A 24,815-nucleotide genomic window follows, 5' to 3' on the forward strand; every position below is an offset into this window, starting at 1 on the left:
CACGGTAACGCCGCGCCTCGGCGGCACGCAAGCCATGATGGGGATGGTGTTTCCCATCGGGAAATGCACCGCCTACACTCGAGGCGTGTCCGAAACCGAATCCGACAACCAGAGCCGGTCGATCGCGGCGGTCGAACGCGCCATGGATGTGCTGCTGCTGTTCGGCCGCAGCGGCAGGTCCGACCTCGGTGTCACCGAGATCGCCACCGAGCTCGGCATCACCAAGGCGGCGGTGCACCGCATCCTCACCGCGCTGCGCAATCGCGACCTCATCGCACTCGAACCCACCACGCGCCGTTACGCGCTCGGCCACGCCTCTATCGCGCTCGGCCGGGCCTACCTGGCGCGCACCGACCTTCGGGTGATGGCCGCGCCGGAGCTGCGCAGGCTGGCGTCGGTGACCGGTGAGACCGCGACGCTGTCGATCCGGCGCGGCGACACCCGGATGTACGTGGATCAGGTTGTGCCGGACCAGGAATTGCGCATGGAGGTCGCGCTCGGGGTGCCGTACCCGCTCTACGCGGGCAGCTCCTCCAAGGTGATCCTGGCGATGCTGCGCAAGGAGGAGATCGACGAGTACCTGGGCAGGCACGAGCTCACCGCCTTCACCGACGCGACGATCACCTCGGTCCGCAAGCTGCGCACCGAACTGAACGCCACCAAGAAGCGCGGCTACGCGATTTCCATGGGGGAGCGCCAGATCGGGGCCGCGTCCCTCGCCGCGCCGATCCTCGACCACGACGGTGGCGTGGTGGCCGCGATCAGTGTGTGCGGTCCGCTGTCGCGGTTCCAGCCGCGGATGGACGAGTACGTGCCGATGCTGCTGAAGGCGGCCGGCGCGGTATCCGCTCAGCTCGGCTACACGCCGTAACCACCGCTCACAGTGCGGCACCGGGCTTGAACACGCCCAGTGCCGCCGCGGCCAGCACACTGCCCCAGATCAGCCACACGTACGGCAGGCAACCGTCGACACTGCGCCGCAAGGTGCGCTCGACGGGCTCGCTGGAGCCCGTGGTCATCAGTGTGCCGAAGGCGGGACCGAAGGGGCGCAACGTCATTCGGATGCCCAGCCCGGCCGCGATGGCGAGGGTGTAGAGGAGGATCTTGCCGCCCAGCCAGCGTGGATTGGTGGTGACACCGAACGGCTCGTGTGCGAGCAGGGCATAGACGCCTGATCCGGTCATCGCCGTGATGACCGCGAATCGCAGGAAAAGGTCGGCTCGGCGGACTGCGGCGAGTTGTCCGTGTGTGCGGTGCGCGAGCACGGTGAGCGTCAACCATACGGCGGCGAAGATCCACACCGCCACGACGAACCACCAAGGGAACAAGGCGATTCCGAACGCGCTGGCGCCGTGCGGTTCCAGCGCCATCAGTGTGATGCCACTGGGGAGAAACAGCACCAGACAGATCTTCGGCGCGAGATCCAGGCCGCTCATGATGGTTAACGCGGTCGCGCGCGCGGGTGGGGTGAGTGCTGGGTTGATGACGAACCGGCTGGAATAGAAGACGCCGAGATCGCCGCCCAACCAGCAGACGAACAACACCAAGTGCAGCATGATCCACCAGCCGTGCGGGTGTGGGCCCATGGGAATCCTCTTGTCCGCTAGGCGAGTTCCGCGTCGGCGGCGGTCTCGGGAAGGTCTTGGTGACCGGGCGCTGAGCGCAAGACGGCCAGCGCCTCCGTGTGGCTCAGCACGTCGGCGTACTTGATGTCCAGGTCGAGCAGGTTGGCCTCGTGTAAGGCGGTGGTGCGATCTCCGCAGGCCTCGGCGACGACCAGCGGCCGGAAACCGTGCTGGAGCGCGTCGGTCGCGGAGGCGCGCACGCACCCGCTGGTGGTGAGGCCGACGATGACGAGGGTGTCGATACGGCGGGCGGTCAGGAGTGCGGCCAGTGGGGTGGCGTGGAACGCGCTGGCGTACTGCTTGGTGATCACCAAGTCGCCGGGGACTGGCGCGGGATCATCGAGAAAGTCGCCGAGCGGATTGCCCGCCTCGAATACCCGCAGCACCGGCACCTTTCGGCGGAACAGTCCACCGTCGGGACCGCCGGGTTCGAAGCGCACCCAGGTGAAGATCACCGGCAGGCCGGATTGCCTTGCCTGAGCCACGATTTCGGCGGCAGCACGCACCGCGTCGGCGACCGGCGCGTAGAGCGGCGAGCCCTCGGTGACGTAGGCGGCGCAGATATCGATCACCAGCACGGCGGGGGAGACGCCCGCCCCGAGGCGTGCGCTGTAGCCGGAGCGGCGGTACTCGCCGGATTGCTCGGTCACCGGGTGGTTTTCAGATGATGCCATCGGCGCTGAGCTGTCCGATCGTGTCCGGGTCGAGGCCGAGCAGGTCGCCGTAGACGTCGTGGTTGTGCTCGCCGAGCGCCGGGCCGGGATGGCGTACGGCGCCGGGTGTCTCGCTCAACTTCGGGAAGACGTTCTGCATCGGCAGCTCACCGAACTCCGGATGTGCCAGTCGCACAATGGCTTCGCGGGCGGCGAAGTGCGGGTCGGCGAACATGTCGCGCGCGGTGAAGATACGGCCCGCGGGGACGCCCGCCGTGTGCAGCCGGTCGAGCAGGTCGCCGGTCTCGATGGTCGCGGTCCAGCCGGCGATCAGTTCGTCCAGTTCGGCCATCCGCGCGCCGCGGGCGGTATGGGTGGCATACCTTTCGTCGGTAGCGAGTTCGGGACGGCCCATTGCCTTGGCCAGCCGGGCGAAAACGGTGTCCTGGTTGGCGGCGACGAGGATCATCTCGCCGCCGGCGGTGGGATAGACGTTGCTGGGGGCGACATTCGGCAGCACCGGACCGGTGCGTTCGCGCTGATAGCCGGTCACCGCCCACTCCGGCAGCAGGGACTCCATCATCGCCAGTACCGCCTCGTAGATGGCGGAATCGACCATTTGGCCGCGCCCGGTCTTCGTGCGGTGGTGGACCGCGGCGAGGGTGCCGATGGTGGCGAATACTGCGGCGAGCGAGTCACCGAGGGAGATACCGGTTCTGGCTGGGGCGTGCTCGGGATCGCCGGTGACATAACGAATGCCGCCCATGGCCTCGCCGATCGAGCCGTATCCGGCCCGCGGCGCGTAGGGGCCGGTCTGGCCGTACCCCGTGACCCGGGTCATGATCAGCTCCGGATGCTTCTCGCGCAACCGGTCGAACCCTAGGTTCCAGCGCTCCATGGTGCCGGGCCGGAAGTTCTCGATGACGATGTCCGCACGGTCGATGAGCTGGCACGCGAGCCGTTGCCCGGCCTCGTCGCGGAGGTTGCAGGTCACCGACTTCTTGTTTCTGGCGACCACCGGCCACCACAGTGATTTGCCCTGCGACTGTTCCCTGCCCCACTGCCGCATCGGGTCGCCGGTGCCGGGCGCTTCGAGCTTGATCACCTCGGCGCCGAGATCGCCGAGCAGCTGACCACAGAACGGCCCGGCGAGCAGTTGCCCCATCTCGACCACCCGCAGATCGGCAAGCGGCCCTGTCGATTTCGTCGCCTCGACTGCCATGTGGCGGGTCTCCATCCTGTTGCACCCCGGAGGTTCGAATTGGATACAATGTATCCCTCAGTGGAACGCGGCCGCAAGGCGAGTTGGAGGATCTGTGAACGTCACGCTGGTCGAGGTCGCCCCGAGGGACGGACTGCAGAACGAGCCGGAAATACTCGCCGTCGACGACAAGGTCGAGCTGATTCGGCGCAGCGTCGATGCGGGAGTGCGGCGGATCGAGGCGGTGAGTTTCGTGAACCCGCGCCGGGTGCCGCAGATGGCGGATGCGGAGGCGGTCATGGCCGGGGTGCCGCGTGTCGACGGAGTGTCCTATGCCGGGCTGGTATTCAACGATCGTGGTCTGGATCGCGCGCTGGCGGCGGGTGTCGATGAGATCAATGTTGTTGTCGTGGCGACGGATTCGTTCAGTCAGCGCAATCAAGGGTGTTCGTCCGTGGAGGGTGTCGAGCGGTGGGCGAAGTTGGCGGCCAGGGCGCGGGAGGCCGGGTTGCTGCGCACGGTGACCATCGCGGCCGCGTTCGGTTGCCCGTTCGAGGGTGAATTGCCGGAATCGATTGTGCTGGAACTGATTCGCCGTGTCGCCGAGGCGGGACCGGATGAGATCGCGCTGGCCGACACCATTGGTGTGGGAACGCCGGATCGGGTACGTGCGCTGGTGGCCGGTGCGGCGGCGATCGCGCCGGAGGTCGCCCTGCGTTGTCATTTCCACAACACCCGAAACACCGGCTACGCCAATGCCGTCGCGGCGTGGGAGGCGGGTGTCCGAGTGCTGGATGCCAGCACCGGTGGCATCGGCGGATGCCCGTTCGCGCCGGCCGCGACCGGCAATATCGCCACCGAGGACCTGCTGTACACCTTGGATCGGATGGGGATCGAGACCGGCGTGCGGATCGAGCCGGTCATCGAAACCGGCTCGTGGCTCGGCGAATTGCTCGGTAAGCCGGTGCCTGCCTTGCTCGGCCGGGCCGGCCTGTTCCCGGCGCCGTCACATCCGCAGCAGTGACATCAGCTCGCCAAGGTCTCGTTGTTCGGCGAGGCCGAACACCACTTTGCTGATTCGGTCCGCGCTATCCGCCGACAGGGTGTGCTCGGTATTCAGGCGGAACTTGGTGGCGAGCTCGTCCTCGGACAGCGGATTGCCGGGGCCGCCCCGGTTGCTCTCGACCCGCTCGGTACGGACGCTGCCGTCTCGCAGCCACGCGGTGAGCACGGCCGGAAACTGGTGCGGGAAGATGGCATCGCAGCGTGCGTCCGCGACACAGGTGACGCGGGCGGCGAGGGCGAGCCTTTCCGCGTCGGCGGCCGCGGTGTCGGTGAAGTCTTCGTGGAAGACACCGAGACCGCCACCGCCGAGCAGTGCGGCGGCGACGGTGTAGGGGCCGGAGAAGGCGGCGTGGTAGCCGGACTGCGGGCGGATCTTCTGCGCGTGCGGTTCACCGATGGTGCGCAACACCGCCGTTGGTGCGCCGAGCTCGAGGCGAACGATATCGGCGGCGGTGATGCCCGCGGCGCGCAGCCGCAGTGCCGCATCGATCCCGGCGTGGGTGAAATGGTTGCAGGGATAGGGCTTGAAGACCACCTTCGGCAACTCCCAGTTCTCGCCCAGGCCGTCGAGAATCGCGGCCGGATTGCATTGATCGCCGCAGAACGCCTGGAGTAGACCGAATCTGCCCTCGAAGACGGTCGGCGGACCGGTCAGTCCGGCGCGGGCGAGCCCGGCCGCGGTGACGGCGGCGTGCGCGGCCCAGCCGCAGTGCACCCGCTTCACGGTGCCGCCGGTGCGGTTGGCTTCCAGTAGTCCCGAGCCCATGCTCGCCGCGATAGCGATGGCGTGCGCGATGGTGTCGGCGTCGGCTCCGGTGAGCATGGCGGCGGCTGCGGCACCACCGAGGGCGCCACAGATGGCGGTCGCGTGTAGGCCACGCTCGAAGAAGACCGAATTGCCGAGCGCCGCATCGTAACCGGCCATGCCGACGCGGACCGACAGTTCGATCCCTACCGCGACGGCGTCGAGTAGCGCGGCACCGTCGGCGGTCTGCGCTTCGGCGGCGGCGAGGGCGGCCGGGACCACCGTCGCCGAGGGATGCAAGACCGATGGTAGGTGGGTGTCGTCGAAATCCAAAGCGTGCGCGAGGGTTCCGCCGAGTAGTGCCGCACTGGCGGCAGGCCACCGGCCCGGCAGCCCGGGGGCCGTGGCTTGCGGCGTGCCGCCCCATTCCTCGACCACGGTGCGTACCGCCTGGACGGCAGGCGCTTCGAGTGCGGCGAGGCTGTTGCCGAGCGCGTCGAGCACTCGTTGGGCGGCGTTCGCGCGCAAGGCGGGACCGACGCCGTCGTCGCGGGCGGACACGGCGAAGGCGGCCAGCCGCTGCACGATGGTTGCCTCGTTCATCGGCCGACCGCCGCGAGCGGGCGGATGGGGGAGCCGGTGCCGCCCACGATGCGTAAGGGTGCGAGCAGGAAAGTGAACTCGCCGAGCCCGGTCAGCGCGAGGTCTTCCAGTGCGAGGTGCTCCATGATGTAGATGCCGGATTCGACGAGCAGCACCCGGTGCACGGGGAGCACGCTGTGCCCGGCGCCGGGCGGAATGCATTCGTACGCGGTGGTATCCGAGCCGGTCGCCACGATTCCGCGCGCGGCGAGCCACCGTGCCGCGGCGACACCGACCCCTGGGACGCCCGTTTCCTTGCCCAGATAGGCGTCGGGTTCGCCGAACAGTAGCGACCATCCGGTGCGGATCAGCACGACGTCACCTGCCGCCACCTCGATCCGTGCTTGCCGGGCTGCTGTCTCCAGGTCGGTCACGGTGATCTCGTAAGCGCCAAGGAGCGTGTCGGTTTCGCGTGCGGCGGCGATGTCCAGCAGTACGCCGCGGCACAGCAATCCGGGGAGGTGCTCCGCGCCGTGGGCGGTGAACCGGCCGCCGCGTTGGGCCTCGTGTGCGTCGACGCCGCCGTGCAGTGCGCCGTGCTGGCTGACGTGGCTGAGCGCGTCGATGTGTGTGCCGACATGTCCACCGGTCACGATGATCTCGTTGGCGGCCGAGCCGCCGTCCGGCCGCATCAGGTCACCGTGCCTGCGCGCCAGCGTCATCCGGAAGCCTGGGTGGTTCGGCGAGCACGGCATGCCGGTGAAGAACGGCTGGCCCAATTCGATCAGGCGGATTCCGCCACGCACCGCCGCGAGCAGCGGATCGGTGGTTGTCGGCCGGTGGGTGGCCCGTGGGTGCGTCATCGGATCACCCCGGCGGTGCGGAGTTCGGCCCGCTCGTTCGCGTCGACGCCGTAGCGCGCCAGCACTTCGTCGGTGTGTGCGCCCAAAGGTGGTCCGGTCCACCGTATTTCGCCGGGTGTCTCGGAAAGTCGGAACAGGATGTTCTGCATGCGCACGGTGCCGAGCTCCGCGTCCGGTAGTGCGATGATCGAGCCGAGCGCCCGGTACTGGGGATCCTCGAGCACGTCGGCGGCCGTGTAGATCGGGGCCACCGCGGCCTCGGCCTTCTCGAAGGCGCGCACCACCTCCTCGGTGCTGTGCCGGCCAATCCAGCCGCCCACCGCCGCATCGAGTTCGTCGGCGTGCCTTGCTCGTTCGGTGCCGGAGGCGAACCACGGCCGACCGATGAGATCGGGGCGGCCGACCAGCCACAGCACCCGCTCGGCGACCGACTGTGCGCTGGTGGAGACCGCGACCCAGCCGCCGTCGGCGGTGCGATAGGTGTTGCGCGGTGCGTTGTTCGAGGATCGGTTGCCCATGCGCGGCTGCAACTCGCCAAGCTGGTCGTAGGCGATGATCTGCGGTCCGAGCAGCGTGAGGATCGGTTCGATGATCGCCAGGTCGACCTCTTGGCCGGTGCCGTCGCGATCTCTGGCGCGCAGCGCTGTCATGATCGCGAAAGCCGTTGTCAGTGCGGCTATTCCGTCGGCGAGTCCGAAGGGAGGCAGGGTAGGCGGGCCGTCCGCTTCGCCTGTTACGGCGGCGAATCCGCTCATCGCCTCGGCCAGTGTGCCGAAGCCGGGACGCCGCGCGTACGGCCCGATCTGGCCGAAACCGGTGACTCTGGCCAGCACCAATCGTGGGTTGAGCGCACGGAGTTCGGGGTAGCCGAGGCCCCAGCGTTCCAGGGTGCCCGGGCGGAAGTTCTCGATCACCACGTCCGCCTCGGCGACCATCCGCCGGAAGATCTCTTGGCCTTGCGGCGCACCGAGATACAGCGTCACCGACTTCTTGCCGCGCCCCAGCATCTTCCACCACAGGCCGACGCCGTCGCGCTGGGCGCCGTGGCTGCGCACCGGATCACCCTTCGGATGCTCGACTTTGATGACGTCGGCGCCGAAGTCGGCGAGCAGCGTGCCTGCCAGGGGGCCGGCGAACAGTGTCGCCACGTCGAGCACTCGGATTCCGGCCAGCGGTTGCGTCATCGCCAACTCCTTAGTGCCGCGACATGTTTCGCTCAGCGAAACACTGAGGCGGGACCGCGGCATTGACTACCAGCGCATGCTACTGCGATGATCGCCGAAATGGTAACTTCGTTTCGCGTAGAGAAACTGGAGGGCTGCCGTGCCCGCGACCGAACTGCTGATCCGCAACGCCCGCGTGGTCCGTCCCGACGAGCCCGCGTCGGACGATCCCGCACTCGCCGACATCGCCATTTCGGACGGCCGGATCGTTGCGATCGGGCCCGGCCTGCCAGTTGACGACCAGACGCGCATCGTCGACGCGGGCGGGCTGCTCGCATTCCCCGGTGTGGTCGACGCGCATCAGCACTGGGGCATCTACCGCGATCTCGCCGACGACACTGCGAGCGAAAGCCGCGCTTGCGCACAGGGCGGGGTGACCACCTCGCTCACCTACATGCGCACCGGCCGCTACTACCTCAACCGCGGTGGGCCGTATCGGGAGTTCGTGCCCGAGGTCCTCGACCGGATGGCCGGACGATCCCACGTGGACTACGGCCTGCACCTAGCGCCGATGACCGCCGAGCACATCGACGAAATCCCATACCTGGTCGAAGAATTCGGCGTCACGTCGTTCAAGATCTTCATGTTCTACGGCGGCCACGGCCTGCACGGCCGGTCCTCGGATCAGTCCTCGTTCCTGATGATCCCGCCGGACGAACGCTACGACCTCGCCCATTTCGAGTTCGTGATGCGCGGTATCGAGCGGGCCCGTGCGCAATCGGGCCAGCCACTCTCCCTGTCGCTGCACTGCGAAACCGCCGAGATCATGGCGGCGTACACCGCGCTGGTCGAGCAGGACGGCACCCAAACCGGGCTCCGCGCCTACAGCGCCTCGCGCCCTGCGCATTCCGAAGGTCTGGCCATCACCATGGCGTCCTACCTCGCGCACGAAACCGGCCTGGCCGACATCAACCTGCTACACCTGTCCTCCGCGAAGGCGGTCGAGGCCGCACTGACAATGGCGCAGGCTTTCCCGCACGTGAACTTCCGCCGCGAGGTCACCATCGGCCACCTGCTCGCCGACGTCGACACCGCCCACGGCATCGGCGGCAAGGTCAACCCGCCCTTGCGCGAACGCGCCGACGTCGAAGCACTGTGGCAGCACCTCCTGGCCGGCGAAATCGACTGGGTAGTCAGCGATCACGCATGCTGCCGCGACGAAGCCAAATTCGGCGCCGACCGCGACGACGTCTTCCTCGCCAAATCCGGCTTCGGCGGCGCCGAATACCTCCTCCCCGGCTTGATCGGCGAAGGCCGAAAACGCGGCCTCTCCTTACACCGCATCGCCGAACTGACCGCCACCAACCCCGCCCGCCGCTACGGCCTGACCCGCAAGGGCTCCCTCGCCGAAGGCTACGACGCCGACATCGTCCTGGTCGACCCCGCCGCCCACTGGACGGTCCACGCCGCAGACTCCGAATCCGCCCAGGAATACACCCCCTTCGAAGGCTTCGCCATGACCGCCAAGGTCACCGACGTCTTCCTCCGCGGTACCCAAATCGTCCACAACGGCAAGGTCCAAAACACCCCCCAGGGCCACTACCTCCACCGCACCACCCCCGCACCCTCTCTCGGGATCCGCACTGACTACGGGCGCCCCTAATGGGTGCAAATCCCGAGAGAGAGTGCGGGGGGTTGCGTGGGCGACGCATTCCCCGCCACCCGCCACCCCGCCTGGCAGCCGCACACCCTTTCCCAAGCCGCACACCCTTTTCGTAAGCCGCACACCGTCTATACCGGGTGTGCGGCTTGGGAAAAAGGTGTGCAGCTCAGCGTTACAACCGTCTCTACCTCCACCGCGCCCCTTTCCCCACCCACCACAGCAAGCCCACACCCCTTCTCCGGATCCGCCCCCACGGGCTCCAGAGCGAGTGCAGATCCCGAGAATGGGTGCCCTTGCTGCATAACCCGATCGTCTCCCTCCCGAAGATCCCGAAAACAGCACCACAGCCAGTCCCCACGCCGGAACCTGCACCTTGCCCATCCCAGGTTGCGGAAGAGAAAGCCGGGAACACCACCTGACGCGCCCAGCACTATCCGGGCATCCCATCGACTGTCATCAACCCTGAGGTCAGCTCACCCCGGAAGGTCTTTGAGCGCACTGTCCTGGACGGGTACACCCCAAGACACCCCGCCAAGGTTCACCTCCCCGATAGGAGCAATCAAGGACTCCCGGGTGAACAATCCAGTGAGCTGAAGACCTATCCCAGGTTTTCCCGTGAGTAGTGCTGGGCGCGTCGTGTGCCGTACCCGGCTTACCTCCGCGGTCGGTCACGCGGCGCTCGGTTCCAGCGTGGTCATCTGGCTGTGGTTGCGTTTCGAGAGCTCCGAATGGGTGGAACACGTTGAGGGGTATGGAGACTCCCAAGTCGTGCACATCATTCGCAGACGGTCAGCGCCCTGCGAGGGGTGTACACGGTCTGCGAGATTACCCAATGCTGGCGCGGCGGGGTGGTTGCCAGCAAGATCCGCACTGGCTCTCGGGATCTGCACCCACTACGGGGGTCCCTAGTGGGTGCGGATCCCGAGAGAGGGTGCGGATTTCGCTGGCAGCGGCCCGCTTTCATGATTGACGGGCACGGAGGGCGGAAAAACGCGAGTAAGCCCGCCATGACGTCCCACTCGAAGCCGAGCCGATCATCCATCGGGACATAAGGGTGGGAAAACGCGAGTGAGTCCGCCGTGATGTCCCACTCGGCGTGCAGTTGCTCACCCAGCGGGACATAGCGGCGGCGAGCCGTGCGCTTTGGTGCCACTGGGGTTCGGTTGATCATGAACGGAGCTCCAGAGGGTATGCGAAATCGCTCCGACGCTGGCGGGCGCGGTGGTTGCCAGCAAGATCCGCACTGGCTCTCGGGATCCGCACTGATTACGGGGGTCCCGAGTGGGTGCGGATTCCGAGAGAGAGTGCGGCTGTTGGGTGGGCGGGGGCGTTCGTGCGCAACGGGGCATAGGGGCGGACGTGCTCGCACTTTGCTGTGTCCATGCCGCCGTTGATCTTGAAACCGGTCGGGCTACTGGTAGGTGGGGGTGGGCCATTGGCCGATGGAGCGGGAGCGGACGGGTTCTACGGGGCGGGGGGAGAGGGTGTGGGGGATGTCTGGGCCCCAGTTGGTGGGGTCGCCGGTGATGTCGATTTTGGCGTTGTCGGTGTACCAGTCGACCAGGTCGGCGTCGGAGCGGACGACCCAGGTGCAGCCTTGCTCTGCGTCGGCGGTGAAGTCGCCGTGGCGGATGAGGGGCGGGCGCCAGAAGTAGGTTCCGGGCCACATCTTTCCGAAGTTGTAGTCGAATCCGCCTGCGAGGCAGTAGGCCTCTTCGCTGCACGGGTGATGGGCCAGGGGTTCCTCGCGCCAGCCGGGCTTGGCCTTGATCAGGCGGGTGTAGAAGCCGGTTTCCGCGTCGCGGTGCAGGAGCTTGATGTAGAGCCCTGGGACGGGTGTGCCGCCCAGATCGAAACGCATTGGGCTGCCGTCTTTTACATCGATCCACGGCATCGCCGCAGTGTCGAGCACCACCACTTTCTGGTCTGCGCGGACGAAGTCGCGATCGGTGTCGGCCGGTTCGAAGCCCCAGTCGCCGCCTTCGCGGAACAGCAGGATCTCGGTGCCCGCGGCGACGGACAGTGGCGGCGTCCGAACACCTTTGGGCGCCGACCAGAAGCCTTCGGCCCCGAGCTCGGTCTCGCCGATGGTGACCTGACCGGACAGGACGAACCACTCGGTATCGGCGCTGTGCACCCCGGCGGGACGCGACCAGTCGCTGAGGAAACGGACTTTCAGTGAGGCGGAACCATCCTCCTCGTCGTAGCTGAGGTTGCGCTGTTCGGCGCTGCCGGTGGCGTGCTGGAACTCGGCGATGTGCGGGATCAGATCGCGGTCGTCGATGAGTTCGACATGTGGACGCATGGGTCCTCCTGGGGCGAGCAGTAATTCCGCTACAGAATGTACTGCTTATAAATAAGCAAGACAAGATGTATCGTTTATTGCGTGAGCAAGCCAGGACGTCCTGCGGGCCCCGCCGCCGACACCGAAGAGATCGTGCTGACGGCCGCCTTGGATCTGCTGCTGACCGAGGGCGGGACCGCGTTGACGCCGCAGCGGCTGCACGCCGTCACCGGCGTGGCCCGCACCACGATCTACCGGCACTGGCCGACCCCGAGGGACTTCCTCGCCGCCCTCATCTCCGTCGCCCCGCATCCGGCGGCGCAGCCGACCGGCGACCCGGTGGCGGACCTGCACGCGGAAGTGGATCTGCTCTGTGATCGCCTGCGCGACAAGCCCGTTGCGGCCTTCCTGCGCGCGCTGGTCACCGCCTCGTCCACCGATCCGGAATGCGTTCCTTTGCGCCAGCGCTATGTGCTGGACCTGTTCGCCCCCGTGTACCGGTCGATCCGCGCGCTCGGCGTCGCTGCCGCAGCCGACATCGAGGAGGCGGCCACGGCGATCGTCTCGCCGCTGCTCGTGGACGCACTACTGCTGGATCGAACCGCCGATCGGCAGCGCGCCCACCGCGCCGTCGACGATGTGCTGACCCGTATCGCCGACCCGATTCGCTGACAAATCCGCTGCACGCCAAGGAAGTACGCAGATGACCAATGCCGTCGGCCCCCGCGCCGTCTTCGGGGTGATCGTGCCGAGCACGAACACCGTTGTCGAACACGACTATTGGCGCGCCGCGCTACCCGGCATCGCCTACCGCGCCGGATCGATGTACATCCCGAACCCGGTGATGGGCAATGACGAGGACTTCCAAGCTCTGCTCGGACAGATCCGCGCTTCCATCGATACCGCGGTACGCGATGTCCTCACCGCCGAACCGGACCGAATGGTCATGGGCATGTCCGCCGAGACCTTCTGGGGTGGCGTCGCGGGCAACGCGGCGTTCGAGCAGCGCCTGCGCGACCGCACCGGATTACCCGTGACCACCGGCGCGAGCTCGTGCCGGGCCGCGCTCCATGCACTGGGCTGCCATCGGATCGCGGTCTTCTCGCCGTACCAGCCGATCGCCGACATCGAGGTCGGCCGGTTCTTCACCGAGGCCGGTTTCGACGTCGCCGCGATCACCGGCCTGCGTTGTCCCACGGCACCGGACATCGCTCGCGTCGGCCGGGATCGCCTGACCGAGACCGTGGCGGCCCTCGACGGACCGGACGTGGAAGCCATCGTTCAGGTGGGCACCAACCTGTCCTTCGTCGCCCAGGCCGATCAGCTGGAGCGTGAACTGGGCAAGCCGGTCATCGCCATCAACGCCGCCACCCTGTGGCACGCGCTGCGCGAGCACGGCTTCGACGACCGCGTCGAAGGTGCGGGACAGCTGCTGCGCGAGCACTGAGTGCGAGCAACGGACGGGCTCACAGCATCCCCGCTGAGAACTGTTGCCACGCCCCGACGCTACCTGGGTAGCGGCGGGGCGTGGCCCCTTCGTCGACGTCCTGTCCCGATCGCGGTGCGCGAAATCGGCGGTTCCCCCGCCGCTTTCATGAGCTACTTACGGTGCGTCGTGCTGGGTTTCCTCGTTGTCGGCCGCCCCGTCGGGTCCCGGCCGCAGTAATGCCTGCATGTCTTCACCTCCTCACCTCGTCGGAGTGTGGATCAGGTAGTCGGCTCGCCGCCTGCCGGCGATAGCCCGGCGGACACGGATTCGCTACGCGCACTTCCGTTTTCCGCGCGAACAGGCAGGAAACCCGCGTGCCGTTGAATCAGCAGGGCCATGACCTCCGCATCGGCGACCTCGGGCAACTCGCGGTACCACGGCCGGATCGACCCGGACAGCGGCGGCGTTTCCAGGCAGACGACGTCGTCGGCGACACCGCGCAGTGCACGCACCGCGCGCGGGGCACCGAGCGGCGTGGCCACCACTACCCGCCGCGCACCGCGGGCCCGCGCGATCTCGACGCCTGCCCGGGCGGCGGCCGCACAGGTCACACCGTCGGTGACAGTGACTGTGGTGGCACCGTCGAGAGCAAGGGCGCCACCTTCGCCGCGGTAGCGAGTGACGGTGCGACGTAACTGTTCTCGCGCCTCACGTTGCACCGCGAGTTGTTCGGGATGGGAAACGAGCGCGCGGGCGATGACGTCCGCATCCAGCACGCACACGTCGTGTTCGCCGAGGGCGCCGAACACCAGCCACGGCTGGTACGGGACGGCCAGTTCGCACACGACCGCGATATCCAGTCGTGTCCGCAGCGCGTCGGCCACCTCGTGGGCGACCACGACACCGCCGCTGCCGACGCCGAGCAGTACCGCATCCTGGCCGCGTAAATGCCGCAGCTGCTGCGCGAGTCGGCGGCCTGCCTCTCGACAATCGAGCAAAGACATAGTGCTCCCAAGTCCGGCGTTACAAGGGGGTAAGCCACTCTTCGGGACTCGGAAACAGCACCGAACTCTACGCCGTGCAACCGGATGGACAAACATGTTTCACAACATTTGCCAGGGGCGGCGCAAAGTTGTGCCTGATATCCCGATATCGGGGCGCGCCTGCGCATTCGGGCAGGTGACAGTGACCCGTCGCCGACTGTCCGGTATGCCCTGTCGGTCCGTGCCGGTCGGCTGATCGGTTGCCGACCGGCACGTCGCGCCGATCGATGTCGACGGCACCGGTCACGCGGCAACCGCTACGTCGGAGGTGGTCGACCAATGCTTCAGGCGCGCAAACAAATCCAGGCCGACCCCCGGAAGGGCCGGCCTGGATAGGTCGATAGATCAGGCGAGATCGAAGCGATCGTTGTCGACCACCTTGACCCACGCGGCGACGAAGTCGTTCACGAACTTTGCCTCGGCGTCCTGCTGGGCGTACACCTCGGCGACCGCGCGCAGCACCGAATGTGACCCGAGGACAAGGTCATTGGCGGTGGCGGTCCACTTGGTCTGACCGGAGGACCGGTCGACGCCCACGTAGACGTTCTCCGCCGAATCGGCGGCCTTCCACTCGGTGTTCTGGTCGAGCAGGTTGACGAAGAAGTCGGTCGTCAGCACGCCCGGCCGCTCGGTGAACACGCCGTGCTCGGTGCCGCCGTAGTTGGCACCCAGCGCGCGCAGGCCGCCGATCAGCACCGTCAGTTCCGGTGCGGTCACGTCGAGCATGTACGCGCGATCGAGCAGCAGACGCTCCAGTGGCGCCTTCTCGCCGGCCCGCACGTAGTTGCGGAAACCGTCGGCGCGCGGTTCGAGCACCGCGAACGACTCCACATCGGTGCTCTCCTGCGACGCGTCCGTCCGGCCCGGCGCGAACGGCACCGTGACGTCGTGACCCGCGTCCTTGGCGGCCTTCTCGACCGCCGCGGAACCGGCGAGCACGATCAGGTCGGCCAGCGAGACCTTCTTGCCGCCGGTCGCCGAACCGTTGAAGTCCTGCTGGATCTGCTCGAGCACCGGCAGCACCTTGGCCAGCTCGGCAGGCTCGTTGACCTCCCAGTTCTTCTGCGGCTCCAGTCGGATCCGGGCACCGTTGGCGCCGCCGCGCTTGTCGGTGCTGCGGAAGCTCGCCGCCGACGCCCACGCGGTCTTCACCAGCTGCGCGACCGAGAGCCCGGACTCGAGGACCTTGTTCTTGAGCGCCGCGATGTCCTGCTCATCGATCAGCGCATGATCGACGTCGGGCACCGGGTCCTGCCAGATCTGCGGCTCGGGCACCCACGGTCCGAGGTAGCGGCTGACCGGTCCCATGTCGCGGTGCAGCAGCTTGTACCAGGCCTTGGCGAACGCCTCGGCCAGCTCCTCGGGGTGGTCCAGCCAGCGGCTGGTGATCTCCCGGTAGATCGGATCCTCGCGCAGGGCCAGGTCCGAGGTCAGCATGGTGGGCTTGCGGGCGGGTCCGTCGAACGGATCCGGGATGCTGGCCTCGGCGTCCTTCGCCGTCCACTGCCACGCACCGGCGGGGCTCTTGGTCAGCTCCCACTCGTGGCCGTACAGGTTCTGCAGGAAGCCGTTGCTCCACCTGGTCGGGGTCGAGGTCCAGACGACCTCCAGCCCGCTGGTGATGGCGTCGCCGGCCTTACCGCTGCCGTGCGCGCTCTTCCAGCCGAGGCCCTGCTGCTCGAGCGGGGCAGCCTCGGGCTCGGGGCCGACCAGGTCGGCGTTGCCCGCGCCGTGCGTCTTGCCGAAGCTGTGCCCGCCGACGATCAGCGCGGCGGTCTCCTCGTCGTTCATTGCCATGCGGCCGAACGTCTCTCGGATGTCGCGCGCCGAGGCCACCGGATCCGGCTGGCCGTTGGGGCCCTCCGGGTTCACGTAGATCAGGCCCATCTGCACGGCGCCGAGCGGACCCGACAGCTCGCGTTCACCGCTGTAGCGCTCGTCGCCGAGCCAGGTGTCTTCCGAGCCCCAGAACACCTCTTCGGGCTCCCAGATGTCGGGGCGGCCGAAGCCGAAGCCGAAGGTCTGGAACCCCATCGACTCCAGGGCCACGTTGCCCGCGAACACCAGCAGGTCGGCCCAGGAGATCTTGTTGCCGTACTTCTGCTTGACCGGCCACAGCAGGCGACGCGCCTTGTCCAGGTTCGCGTTGTCCGGCCAGCTGTTGAGCGGCGCGAAGCGCTGGGCGCCCTGCCCACCGCCGCCGCGGCCGTCGGCGATGCGGTAGGTGCCGGCCGCGTGCCAGCTCATCCGGATGAACAGGCCGCCGTAGTGGCCGAAGTCGGCCGGCCACCAGTCCTGCGAATTGGTCATCACCGCGGCGACGTCGGCCTTCAGCGCGTCGACGTCGAGCTTCGCGAACTCCGCGGGGTAGTCGAAGTCCGCGCCCAGCGGGTTGGACTTGGACGAGTGGGCGTGCAGCACCGACACATCGATCTGCTCCGGCCACCAGTCCCGGTTGGTGTGCGGGCGGCCCTCCTTGACGGTCGGCGACGGGATCGCCGGATTCTCACTCTCGCTTGCGCTTCGGGTTTCGGTGTCCGGAGTGGGCGGGCGGCTTTCGGATGACACAGAATTCCTTCCTGATCGAGTTATCTGGGCTGTGGTCAGGGGTGGGCTGGGGCGGTCGGTGACGCCGAGCAGTCGGGGCACAGACCCCAGTAGATGACCTCGGCCTCGTCGATCGAGTAGCCGTGGTCGTCGGACGCGGTCAAACACGGTGCCTCGCCGACGGCGCAGTCGACATCGGCGATGGCCCCGCAGTTGCGGCACACCACGTGGTGGTGGTTGTCGCCGACCCGCGTCTCGTACCGCGACACCGAGCGGGACGGTTGGATGCAGCGGAGCAGGCCCGCGGCGGTGAGCGTGTGCAACGAGTCGTACACCGCCTGGTGCGACACCGTCGCCAGCCGGGACCGCACCGCGCGGATGATCGAGTCGGTGTCGGCGTGCGGATGCTCGTGTACCGCGCTCAGCACCGCGACGCGGGGAGCTGTTACGCGCAGCGAGACTTCCCGCAACATCTGCTGGAACTCTGTGGCCGTCGTCACGTCGGAGAGTCTGGTCCCTTTTCTGGAATGAGTCAAGCATTTGTTTCGCGATCGCGGACAGGCGGATTGGGGCGGCCGATAGCGGGTACGCGCCGAATGTCAGTCGTTCGTCGGATCGGTCGGAGGTTATTTGCTGTGACGGAGCAGGGAAGCGGGCCCCGCGAGGGTGTCGAAGGTGTCGTCGAGGACGTGAAGGGCAAGGCCAAGGAGGCGGCCGGCGTCGTCACCGGAGATGAGAACCTGAAGGGCGAGGGCCAGGCGCAACAGGACAAGGCCGAGTCCGAGCGCGAAGCCGCGGCCAAGGAGGCGGCTGCGGAGAAGGCGCGCGCCGAGGCCAAAGTGGACGAGGCGCGGCAAGCGAGCCATCAGCACGACGGTCAATAGCGGGCACGCGCATACACTTGGCTGGCAGGCAGGCGAATTCGCCTGCCTGCCAGTCTTTTTCGGGCGCTCGTCGGCCCAGGCGGTATTGCTCGGCGGCGCACTGTTTGCCGGGTCGCTCGGCGGGCATCTTCCCGAGCATGGAAACTCCAGCGACGGTCGGTGTCGAAGAGGAATTCTTGTTGGCCGATCCGGACACCGGCGCCCCCGTCCCCAAGAACATCGAAGTGGCCCGCACCGCCGAGGACGTCGGCGTGGAGTTGCAGCTGGAACTGACCAGTTGTCAGGTGGAGACCAGCACGGGGGTGCACTCCGATACCGCGGCACTGCTGAAGGAGCTCGGCCAACTGCGGCGTGACGTCGCGGCATGCGCCGAGCGCAACGGTGCGCGCCTGCTCGCCGTGGCGGTTCCGCCTACCGTTCCCGAGCAGTACCCGATCACCGAAACACCCCGCTATCAGCGCATTGCGCGCGAATTCGGGATGATCGCCCGCGAACAGGGCCTGTCCGGTTGCCACGTGCACGTGGCGGTTCCGGATCGTGAAGTCGCCGTGCAGGTCAGCAACCACCTGCGGCCCTGGTTGCCGGTGTATCTGGCCATGACCGCGAATTCGTCGATCTATCGCGGCTCGGAAACCGGGTATGCCAGCTGGCGCAGCATCCTGTGGCGGCGGTGGCCGAGCGCGGGTCCGCCGCCGTACTTCGACTCGCTCGACGACTACGAGAGCATGGTCGACATGATGCTGTCCAGCGGCAGCATCATGGACCGGAAGATGGTCTACTGGGACGTCCGGCCTTCGGAATCCTTTCCGACAGTGGAGGTTCGGGTGAGCGACGTCCCCGCCACGGTTGCCGAAACCGCGTTGCTGGCAACCCTGGTCCGGGCCACCGTGATAACGGCATTGGCCGACATCGAGCAGGGTCGCACCGCTCCTGACGTACCCGCGGAGGTACTCCGCGCCGCCTACTGGAACGCCGCCCGTTCCGGCCTCGACGGCGAGGGCTTGGACCCGCTCAGCCGTCGCGTCGCACCTGTCCGCACCTTGATCGCCGGGTTGGTCGACCACACCCGATCCGCCCTCGACGAATTCGGCGCCTACCCGTTCGTCACCGACACCCTGGCCGAGTTGTCGCAGCGCGGCAACGGTGCCCGCCGCCAGCTCCGCGCCCTGCGCACCCGCGGCGAAATCACCGACGTCACAGCCGAACTCGCGACCGCGACGTTGGAAGGTTGCCAGTGAGAGCGGCGGCGGGCGCACCGGCCCGCCGAGGCAGGGTGTTTGGGCAGGGCGACGCCGGTTACCACCCAGTAGAGGCGGATGCGTCCGGCTCATCCACGGATCGAATCAACCGACCCCGCGATCCGGGTGCACCAGCGCATCCGATCGCCACGTAGACGGGAGAGTTCATGACCCACCAGGACGTTATCGCGCAGCTGAAGCAGGACATCACCACGGCCGAAGACGCCGACGACAAGGCGACCGCCGATCGGCTCCGTGCGGAACTGGCGGAGGCGCAGCGCTCAGCCGGTGAGGGCCAGGAGAGTCGATCATGATGGTGTCGATAACCGAGGTCTAGTCATGGCTTTCGATCTGACCCCGACGGCGGCCCAGCACGACCTGGCCAAACGGGCGCACGAGTTCGCGCAGGACTGCATCAGGCCGGTGGCGCAGCATTATGACCAGGCTCAGGAGTTCCCGTGGCCGATCCTCGAGGAGGCCGCCGAGCGCGGGTTCTACAGCCCGTTGTTCTATCGCGACCTGATCGGCGACCCGACCGGCTTGTCGCTGCCGATGTTCATGGAGGAACTGTTCTGGGGCTGCGCGGGCATCGGGTTGGCGATCGTGATGCCCGCGCTGGCCCTGTCGGCGATCGGCCAGGCCGCCACACCGGAGCAGATGTTGCAGTGGGCGCCCGAATGTTTCGGCACGCCAGGTGATTTGAAACTCGCCGCGCTCGCCATCTCCGAACCGGAGGGCGGCAGCGATGTGCGCAACCTGCGCACCAGGGCGGTCCGCGACGGGGACGACTGGATCATCGACGGCCACAAGATGTGGATCGGCAACGGCGGCATCGCCGACGTGCACGTGGTGAACGCGGTGGTGGACGAGGAACTGGGCCACCGCGGGCAAGCGCTCTTCGTAGTGCCTGGCGGCACACCAGGTTTGCAACTGGTTCGCAAGCTGGACAAACTGGGTTGCCGCGCCTCGCACACCGCGGAATTGAAGTTCGACCACGTGCGCGTGCCTGCCGACAATTTGCTCGGTGGCCTCGACAAGCTCGAGCACACACTGGCCAAGCGGCGCGAAGCGGCTCGCGACGGTGGCCGATCGGGTTCGGTGACGCTGGGTACCTTCGAGCAGACCCGCCCCATGGTGGCCGCGCAGGCCCTCGGAATCGCCAGGGCCGCTTTGGAATACATGACCACCTACGCGAATCGGCGCGAAGCGTTCGGCGCGCCGATCATCGACAATCAAGGCGTCTCGTTCCCCATCGCGGACCTGGCCACCCAGATCGATGCCGCACGGTTGCTGACCTGGCGGGCGTCCTGGATGGCGGCCAACGGAGTGCCTTTCGAGCGCGGCGAAGGATCGATGGCGAAACTGGCGGCCAGCGAGGTCGCCGTCCGAGCCACTGAACGCGCCATCCAGACCATGGGCGGCTGGGGGTACATCACCGACCATCCGGTGGAGAAATGGTACCGAGATGCCAAGCTCTACACCATCTTCGAAGGCACCAGCGAGATCCAGCGCATCGTCATCTCGCACGCACTCGGCGCGGTCGACGGCAGGCCGCCGCTGCACGTCGACCTCGAGCCCTCGGGCGGGCCGCTGAACAAGATGTTCGGCCGCGGCACCGAGGTGCGCGGCAGAGCGGCGGCCTCGGCGCTGAACATGCGCGATCACGTCCCGGGGCCGATCCTGAAGGCCGCGCTCAAGATCCTGCGCCCGCCCCGCTGAATAGGTAAACACCGTTTGATATTCGCGGAAGCGGGAATCGCGAAGTCACAACCAGCCCGACGACCGGAGGTCCTTGCTCATGGCAGTGTCGCGCACCCGCCCGAACGAACCCGCTCTCATCGACAGTGTGTCCGGCGTGCTCTTGACGCTGCTGTTGCTGATCGTGCTCGGCGCCCTCGTCCTCAACTACACGCTCACCGCCGCCATCCCGTACTGAGGCGCTCAGTCCAGGCAGAATTCGTTCCCTTCGGGGTCGGTCATCACGATGTGGCCCGCCCCTAGCGGTGGCTCGGGGTCGTGCCGCTGTACTCGCTTCGCGCCCAGCGCGACCAGCCGATCGCATGCGGACTCCAGCGCCGCCATCCGCTCCTCGCCCTGCAAGCCGGGTGCCGCGCGGACGTCGAGATGGACGCGGTTCTTGGCAATCTTGTCCTCCGGCACCTGCTGGAAGAACACCCGCGGGCCCTGCCCGTCCGGATCCTCGATGGCCGATCGCGTATTGCGCTGCTCCGGCGGCACCCCGATCCGTGCGAGGAACTCGTCCCACGCGGCCAGCGGGTCGGCGTCGGCGGGCAGCTCGACCCCGGGCGGGCCGGGATGGACGTAGCCGAGCGCGTCGCGCCAGAAGGTCGACAGCGCCCGCGGGTCGTGCGCGTCGAAGGTGATCTGGATCTGGCGGCTCATCGGGCTGCTCCGTTCGTAGGTCGGTTCTGGTTCCAGACGAAGGTGTCTGCCTCCACGCGACTATCCTGACACCCTTAGCGGACAGAATCGGTCCGCTATTGCGGACATGCTGGGGGAGTGCAGATGGCAGGCGGTGACGAGCGGGGCACGACCGAGCGGGTGTTGACGCTGCTCGGACTGCTGCAGCAACGTCCCGTGTGGACCGGCCCCGAACTCGCCGAGCGGCTCGGCGTCACACCGCGCACCGTCCGGCGCGATGTCGAACGGCTGCGCGCGCTCGGCTATCCCGTGCACGCCAGCCAGGGTGTCGGCGGCGGTTACCAACTCGGTCCTGGACAGGACCTGCCGCCACTGCTGCTCGACGACGAGGAAGCGATCGCCACCGCGGTCTCGCTGCTCGTCGGTGCGGGTGGCGCGGTCACCGGCGCGGGCGATGCCGCGCTGCGGGCGCTGACCAAACTCGATCGGGTGCTGCCCACCCGGCTGCGGCACGAGGTGCGCGCGCTGGCGGGGGCGGTCGAGTCGTTCGATATCGGTTATCCGCGAGTCGATTCCGAGGCGCTGATGGTTTTGGCCCGGGCCTGCCGCGACGAGGTCGAGGCGGGCTTCGACTACCAGTCCGGAGATCGGACGCGACGGCGACGAGTCGAGCCCTATCGGCTGGTCGCTTCCGATCGGCGCTGGTACCTGCTCGCTTACGACCTCGACCGCGACGACTGGCGCACCTTCCGCGTCGACCGGATGACCGACGTGGCCGCCCGCACCTGGCGTTTTCGGCCGCGCGCCGTACCGGATGCGGCGACCTACGTGCAGGAAGGCGTGGCGAGCCGGGTGTACCCACACCAGGCCCGCTTTCTGGTGCACGCCCCAGCCGACACTGTGCGCGTGCAGGTTCCGGCGTCGGCGGCCGTGGTGCACCCACGCGGCGATGAACACTGCGAGCTGATCAGCGGCGCCGCCAGTCTCGACTTCGTGCTCATGCACGTGCTTCTGCTCGGACACGACTTCGAGGTACTCGACCCGCCGGAGCTGGCCGCGCGCTGCCACACTTTCGCGCAGCGCCTACGCGCGGCCGGTATCGAACCGAAGGGCTCAGCGGCGACGGCGCAAGTTCCACGAACGAGCACCGGTGCCGACGCCGGCTAGGTGCAGTGCGACGAGCAGCAGTCCGAGGGTGGTGAGGGTGCCTGCGGTGATCTCGTCACCGAGGCTGGCATCGGTCAGATCGAACAGCAAAGCGAGCCCGAACGCGACAGCGGCGGCATAAGCCATCATGGTGAACCTCCTGTGGTGCCAAGGAATTACCCGATGTTCGTCCGCGCAACCATTGCCGTTGCGGAATTCTCGAAGAACTTCTTAACGACATTAAGAACGACACTGCGGACAATTCATGATTCGAGAATTTGTTTTAACGTGGTCGGCGATCGCCCAGCCGAAGACCGTGTGCAGGAGTCAGTGATGCGTTCGTCCAAGCGCTATGTGGTCACCACGCTGGTGACCGTCGGCGTTGCCGTGGGTTCGTCCGGTGCCACCGCGGTGGCACACGCCGAACCAGGCACGTGCGCAGCAACATTCAACCTGTTCATCCCCGGCACCTGGGAGACCGACGAGGACGCCGACCCGGGGCGGCCCATCGGCATGCTCGCGCCGATCGCCGAGGCCATCCAGCGCCAGCAGGGCCCGAGGTCCGAAATCTACTTCACGCCGTACATGGCTCGCGCCTTCGACAACGGCTACACCTACGCCGACAGCAAGAACACCGCGCTGGAGAACGCCACCGCCGCGCTGCGCGACTACGGAACACGCTGCCCCACAGCACGATTCACCATCAATGGCTACAGTCAGGGTGCCGACGCCGCAGGCGATCTGGCCGCCGCCATCGGCAACGATCGCGGCCCGGTGCCTGCCGATCGCGTCCTGGCCGTCGGCCTGCTCGCCGACCCCGGCGCCGGCACGCCGGGCGAGACGATCGTCGGTCCGGGTACCGCAGGCACCGGCATCGCCGACCCGCGTCCGCAGGGCATGGGCAAACTCTCAGGACGGGTCACTTCGATCTGCGACCCCAAAGACCTGTACTGCTCGATCCAGAAGAGCGCCAATCCACTGCTCGGCGCGCTGGGCTCGATCCTGAGCAAGGCGCTGAGCGGTGGTGCACCGCCGCCGGACGCGAATTTCCCGATCGGCGCCGCGCTGACCTCGGACTTCTCCAAAGCGGACCTGCCAGGACTGGCGACCACCGTGGCCGGTCTGACCGCAGGCCTCGCCGCCCCCTCGGGGGTCGATCTGGCCCAGGTCCGCAGCAGTGCGGAAAAGTTGCTGGATACCCTCAACCCCCTGGTGGACCTGATCGATTCCGGCGCGGCCAACCCCGCTGCCACGGCCCAGCTGGTCGCCGCGCCGACCGGTACCGCCGAGCGCGACGCGGGGGAGGTGCTGACTCAACTCGACCAGTCGGACCTGTCGGGCGCCGTCGCGGCCATGACCACGATCGCCGACACCGCGACCGAACTGCTGGACAACGGCGTAGGCACGCTGCGGCCGAATTCCCCCAAAGCCCGTTCGCTGCGTGCGGCGGCCAAGTCCGTCCGGCGTGAGGTCGCGCCGCTGGCCGCCGCCTCGCCCGAAACCCTGGGCGCCGCAACAAGAGTCCTTTCGCTGCTCAAACCTACGGTGCTGGTCGACCAGGCGCTCGATGTCGCCGCCGACGTCACCACGTTCGACTTCCCCCGGATTCTCGACAACCTCATGCTGCTCCCGCAGAAGATCGTCGCGATGGACGCCGAGGGCGCCAACCAGGTCGCCGCCGAGCTGAACGACCAGCTGCAACCCCTGCTGAAACTCGTTGGCACCGTTGACCTGAAGTGGATCTCGCAGGTGCTGTCGGTGATCCCGGACGCGCAGGGCTTCACCGAGGTCGCGGCGCAGGTCACCTCGATCCTGTCCAACTTCGACATCACCCGGCTGGTGCAGATCATCGGCCGGATCCAGGACGTCGCCTGGTCGGTGCTGACGAAGCTGGTGCCGCCGCCGGGGCAGGCGCCCGACTTGGCCGGCGCGGGCGTCGCGCTGTCCGGCCTACTGCCGATCGGGGCCGACTTGGCCGCCGCCACAGTCGATTTGCTCACCGGCAAGGCGCAGCAGACCCCGCCGGTGGTGCTGGGCAGGCGGGCCGACACCCCGGCCAAGACCATCGCGGAGCCGGGTCCGGACCTCGACGACCTGACCGGCCCGCTCACCCGGATCACGACCTTTCACGACATCAACCTGGTGAACCTCATCGTCGACGGCCTCAGTGCCGCGAACTTCGTCGCGTCCGGCGCGCACGTGAACTACGGATCCCTGGTGGTCGACGGCGCCGGTCGCAACGCCGTCCAGTGGCTCGGCGACTGGATGAATCAGCGGATCGGCCACGTCAAGTGACACCCGA

The 24,815-nt window shown here is 67.6% G+C and carries 24 protein-coding genes; 12 read left to right on the forward strand and 12 right to left on the reverse strand.

Features of this window, described 5'->3' with window-relative positions:
- The first annotated feature begins 85 nt into the window (after positions 1-85).
- Positions 86-871: an IclR family transcriptional regulator gene (locus IBX18_RS07740; RefSeq protein ID WP_306796187.1), complete on the forward strand. Its 786-nt coding sequence runs from the start codon at positions 86-88 to the stop codon at positions 869-871.
- A gap of 7 nt (positions 872-878) precedes the next feature.
- On the opposite strand, the gene IBX18_RS07745 is transcribed toward IBX18_RS07740, so the two are convergent.
- The 3 genes from IBX18_RS07745 to IBX18_RS07755 are packed head-to-tail and all read right to left on the reverse strand — an operon-like array spanning position 879 to position 3,500.
- Positions 879-1,586, reverse strand: a complete 708-nt coding sequence (locus tag IBX18_RS07745) for a hypothetical protein (RefSeq protein WP_194833046.1) — start codon at positions 1,584-1,586, stop codon at positions 879-881.
- A 17-nt stretch (positions 1,587-1,603) separates the two neighbouring features.
- Positions 1,604-2,275: an isochorismatase family protein gene (locus IBX18_RS07750; protein WP_306796188.1), complete on the reverse strand. Its 672-nt coding sequence runs from the start codon at positions 2,273-2,275 to the stop codon at positions 1,604-1,606.
- 10 nt (positions 2,276-2,285) lie between these two features.
- A complete protein-coding gene (locus tag IBX18_RS07755) occupies positions 2,286-3,500 on the reverse strand; it encodes a CaiB/BaiF CoA-transferase family protein (RefSeq protein ID WP_194833048.1) in 1,215 nt (404 codons plus the stop codon).
- Positions 3,501-3,594: 94 nt separating this feature from the next.
- Between IBX18_RS07755 and IBX18_RS07760 the strand changes: the two genes are divergently transcribed.
- Positions 3,595-4,503, forward strand: a complete 909-nt coding sequence (locus IBX18_RS07760; RefSeq protein ID WP_306796189.1) for a hydroxymethylglutaryl-CoA lyase — start codon at positions 3,595-3,597, stop codon at positions 4,501-4,503.
- On the opposite strand, the gene IBX18_RS07765 is transcribed toward IBX18_RS07760, so the two are convergent.
- The 3 genes from IBX18_RS07765 to IBX18_RS07775 are packed head-to-tail and all read right to left on the reverse strand — an operon-like array spanning position 4,486 to position 7,918.
- Positions 4,486-5,892 carry an MmgE/PrpD family protein gene (locus tag IBX18_RS07765; RefSeq protein ID WP_194833050.1) on the reverse strand — a complete coding sequence of 469 codons (1,407 nt, stop codon included), beginning with the start codon at positions 5,890-5,892 and terminating at the stop codon, positions 4,486-4,488. The genes IBX18_RS07760 and IBX18_RS07765 overlap by 18 nt on opposite strands.
- Positions 5,889-6,734 carry a cyclase family protein gene (locus IBX18_RS07770; protein WP_194833051.1) on the reverse strand — a complete coding sequence of 282 codons (846 nt, stop codon included), beginning with the start codon at positions 6,732-6,734 and terminating at the stop codon, positions 5,889-5,891. The genes IBX18_RS07765 and IBX18_RS07770 overlap by 4 nt, the downstream gene beginning before the upstream one ends.
- A complete protein-coding gene (locus tag IBX18_RS07775) occupies positions 6,731-7,918 on the reverse strand; it encodes a CaiB/BaiF CoA-transferase family protein (protein WP_194833052.1) in 1,188 nt (395 codons plus the stop codon). The genes IBX18_RS07770 and IBX18_RS07775 overlap by 4 nt, the downstream gene beginning before the upstream one ends.
- Positions 7,919-8,057: 139 nt before the next feature.
- Here IBX18_RS07775 and IBX18_RS07780 point away from each other — a divergent pair, with 139 nt between their 5' ends.
- Positions 8,058-9,560 (forward strand): dihydroorotase family protein, encoded by a 1,503-nt coding sequence (locus IBX18_RS07780; RefSeq protein ID WP_194833053.1) that lies wholly within the window; start codon positions 8,058-8,060, stop codon positions 9,558-9,560.
- Positions 9,561-10,971: 1,411 nt separating this feature from the next.
- On the opposite strand, the gene IBX18_RS07785 is transcribed toward IBX18_RS07780, so the two are convergent.
- Positions 10,972-11,865, reverse strand: a complete 894-nt coding sequence (locus tag IBX18_RS07785; RefSeq protein ID WP_194833054.1) for a DUF4437 domain-containing protein — start codon at positions 11,863-11,865, stop codon at positions 10,972-10,974.
- Between the two features lie 81 nt (positions 11,866-11,946).
- Here IBX18_RS07785 and IBX18_RS07790 point away from each other — a divergent pair, with 81 nt between their 5' ends.
- Complete coding sequence (locus IBX18_RS07790) at positions 11,947-12,516, forward strand: TetR/AcrR family transcriptional regulator C-terminal ligand-binding domain-containing protein (protein WP_194833055.1); 570 nt, start codon at positions 11,947-11,949, stop codon at positions 12,514-12,516.
- Positions 12,517-12,547: 31 nt separating this feature from the next.
- On the forward strand, positions 12,548-13,291 hold the full coding sequence (locus tag IBX18_RS07795) for an arylmalonate decarboxylase (RefSeq protein ID WP_194833056.1): 744 nt from the start codon (positions 12,548-12,550) through the stop codon (positions 13,289-13,291).
- A 260-nt stretch (positions 13,292-13,551) separates the two neighbouring features.
- Here IBX18_RS07795 and IBX18_RS07800 read toward each other — a convergent pair whose 3' ends face one another.
- The 3 genes from IBX18_RS07800 to IBX18_RS07810 all read right to left on the reverse strand — a co-directional run bounded on the left by IBX18_RS07800 (position 13,552) and on the right by IBX18_RS07810 (position 17,336).
- A complete protein-coding gene (locus tag IBX18_RS07800; protein ID WP_194833057.1) occupies positions 13,552-14,277 on the reverse strand; it encodes a phosphoribosyltransferase in 726 nt (241 codons plus the stop codon).
- A gap of 384 nt (positions 14,278-14,661) precedes the next feature.
- Positions 14,662-16,884 (reverse strand): catalase/peroxidase HPI, encoded by a 2,223-nt coding sequence (gene katG, locus IBX18_RS07805; protein ID WP_194833058.1) that lies wholly within the window; start codon positions 16,882-16,884, stop codon positions 14,662-14,664.
- Positions 16,885-16,919: 35 nt separating this feature from the next.
- Positions 16,920-17,336: a Fur family transcriptional regulator gene (locus tag IBX18_RS07810; protein WP_228540702.1), complete on the reverse strand. Its 417-nt coding sequence runs from the start codon at positions 17,334-17,336 to the stop codon at positions 16,920-16,922.
- A gap of 162 nt (positions 17,337-17,498) precedes the next feature.
- Between IBX18_RS07810 and IBX18_RS07815 the strand changes: the two genes are divergently transcribed.
- The 5 genes from IBX18_RS07815 (at position 17,499) to IBX18_RS07835 (ending at position 20,921) form a co-directional block, all read left to right on the forward strand.
- Positions 17,499-17,747, forward strand: a complete 249-nt coding sequence (locus tag IBX18_RS07815; protein ID WP_194833060.1) for a CsbD family protein — start codon at positions 17,499-17,501, stop codon at positions 17,745-17,747.
- A gap of 137 nt (positions 17,748-17,884) precedes the next feature.
- A complete protein-coding gene (locus IBX18_RS07820) occupies positions 17,885-18,985 on the forward strand; it encodes a glutamate--cysteine ligase (protein ID WP_194833061.1) in 1,101 nt (366 codons plus the stop codon).
- 167 nt (positions 18,986-19,152) lie between these two features.
- Positions 19,153-19,299 carry a hypothetical protein gene (locus IBX18_RS07825; RefSeq protein WP_194833062.1) on the forward strand — a complete coding sequence of 49 codons (147 nt, stop codon included), beginning with the start codon at positions 19,153-19,155 and terminating at the stop codon, positions 19,297-19,299.
- A 25-nt stretch (positions 19,300-19,324) separates the two neighbouring features.
- Entirely contained in the window at positions 19,325-20,704 is a 1,380-nt protein-coding gene (locus tag IBX18_RS07830) for an acyl-CoA dehydrogenase family protein (RefSeq protein ID WP_194833063.1), read from the forward strand.
- Between the two features lie 79 nt (positions 20,705-20,783).
- Positions 20,784-20,921 carry a hypothetical protein gene (locus IBX18_RS07835; protein ID WP_194833064.1) on the forward strand — a complete coding sequence of 46 codons (138 nt, stop codon included), beginning with the start codon at positions 20,784-20,786 and terminating at the stop codon, positions 20,919-20,921.
- A gap of 5 nt (positions 20,922-20,926) precedes the next feature.
- Here the strand turns inward: IBX18_RS07835 and IBX18_RS07840 are convergent, their stop codons facing one another.
- Positions 20,927-21,388, reverse strand: coding sequence for a VOC family protein (locus tag IBX18_RS07840; RefSeq protein ID WP_194833065.1), 462 nt, complete (start codon positions 21,386-21,388; stop codon positions 20,927-20,929).
- A gap of 123 nt (positions 21,389-21,511) precedes the next feature.
- Here IBX18_RS07840 and IBX18_RS07845 point away from each other — a divergent pair, with 123 nt between their 5' ends.
- The gene (locus tag IBX18_RS07845; RefSeq protein WP_228540592.1) at positions 21,512-22,534 is read left to right on the forward strand and encodes a YafY family protein; all 1,023 of its coding nucleotides are present in this window, start codon (positions 21,512-21,514) and stop codon (positions 22,532-22,534) included.
- On the opposite strand, the gene IBX18_RS07850 is transcribed toward IBX18_RS07845, so the two are convergent.
- Entirely contained in the window at positions 22,481-22,663 is a 183-nt protein-coding gene (locus tag IBX18_RS07850; protein WP_194833067.1) for a hypothetical protein, read from the reverse strand. The two genes, IBX18_RS07845 and IBX18_RS07850, sit on opposite strands and share 54 nt — an antisense overlap.
- Before the next feature lie 183 nt (positions 22,664-22,846).
- Here IBX18_RS07850 and IBX18_RS07855 point away from each other — a divergent pair, with 183 nt between their 5' ends.
- A complete protein-coding gene (locus IBX18_RS07855) occupies positions 22,847-24,808 on the forward strand; it encodes a cutinase family protein (protein WP_194833068.1) in 1,962 nt (653 codons plus the stop codon).
- Positions 24,809-24,815: the final 7 nt, after the last annotated feature.

Origin of the sequence: Nocardia sp. XZ_19_369, from assembly GCF_015355715.1 — a bacterium.
Classification (GTDB): domain Bacteria; phylum Actinomycetota; class Actinomycetes; order Mycobacteriales; family Mycobacteriaceae; genus Nocardia.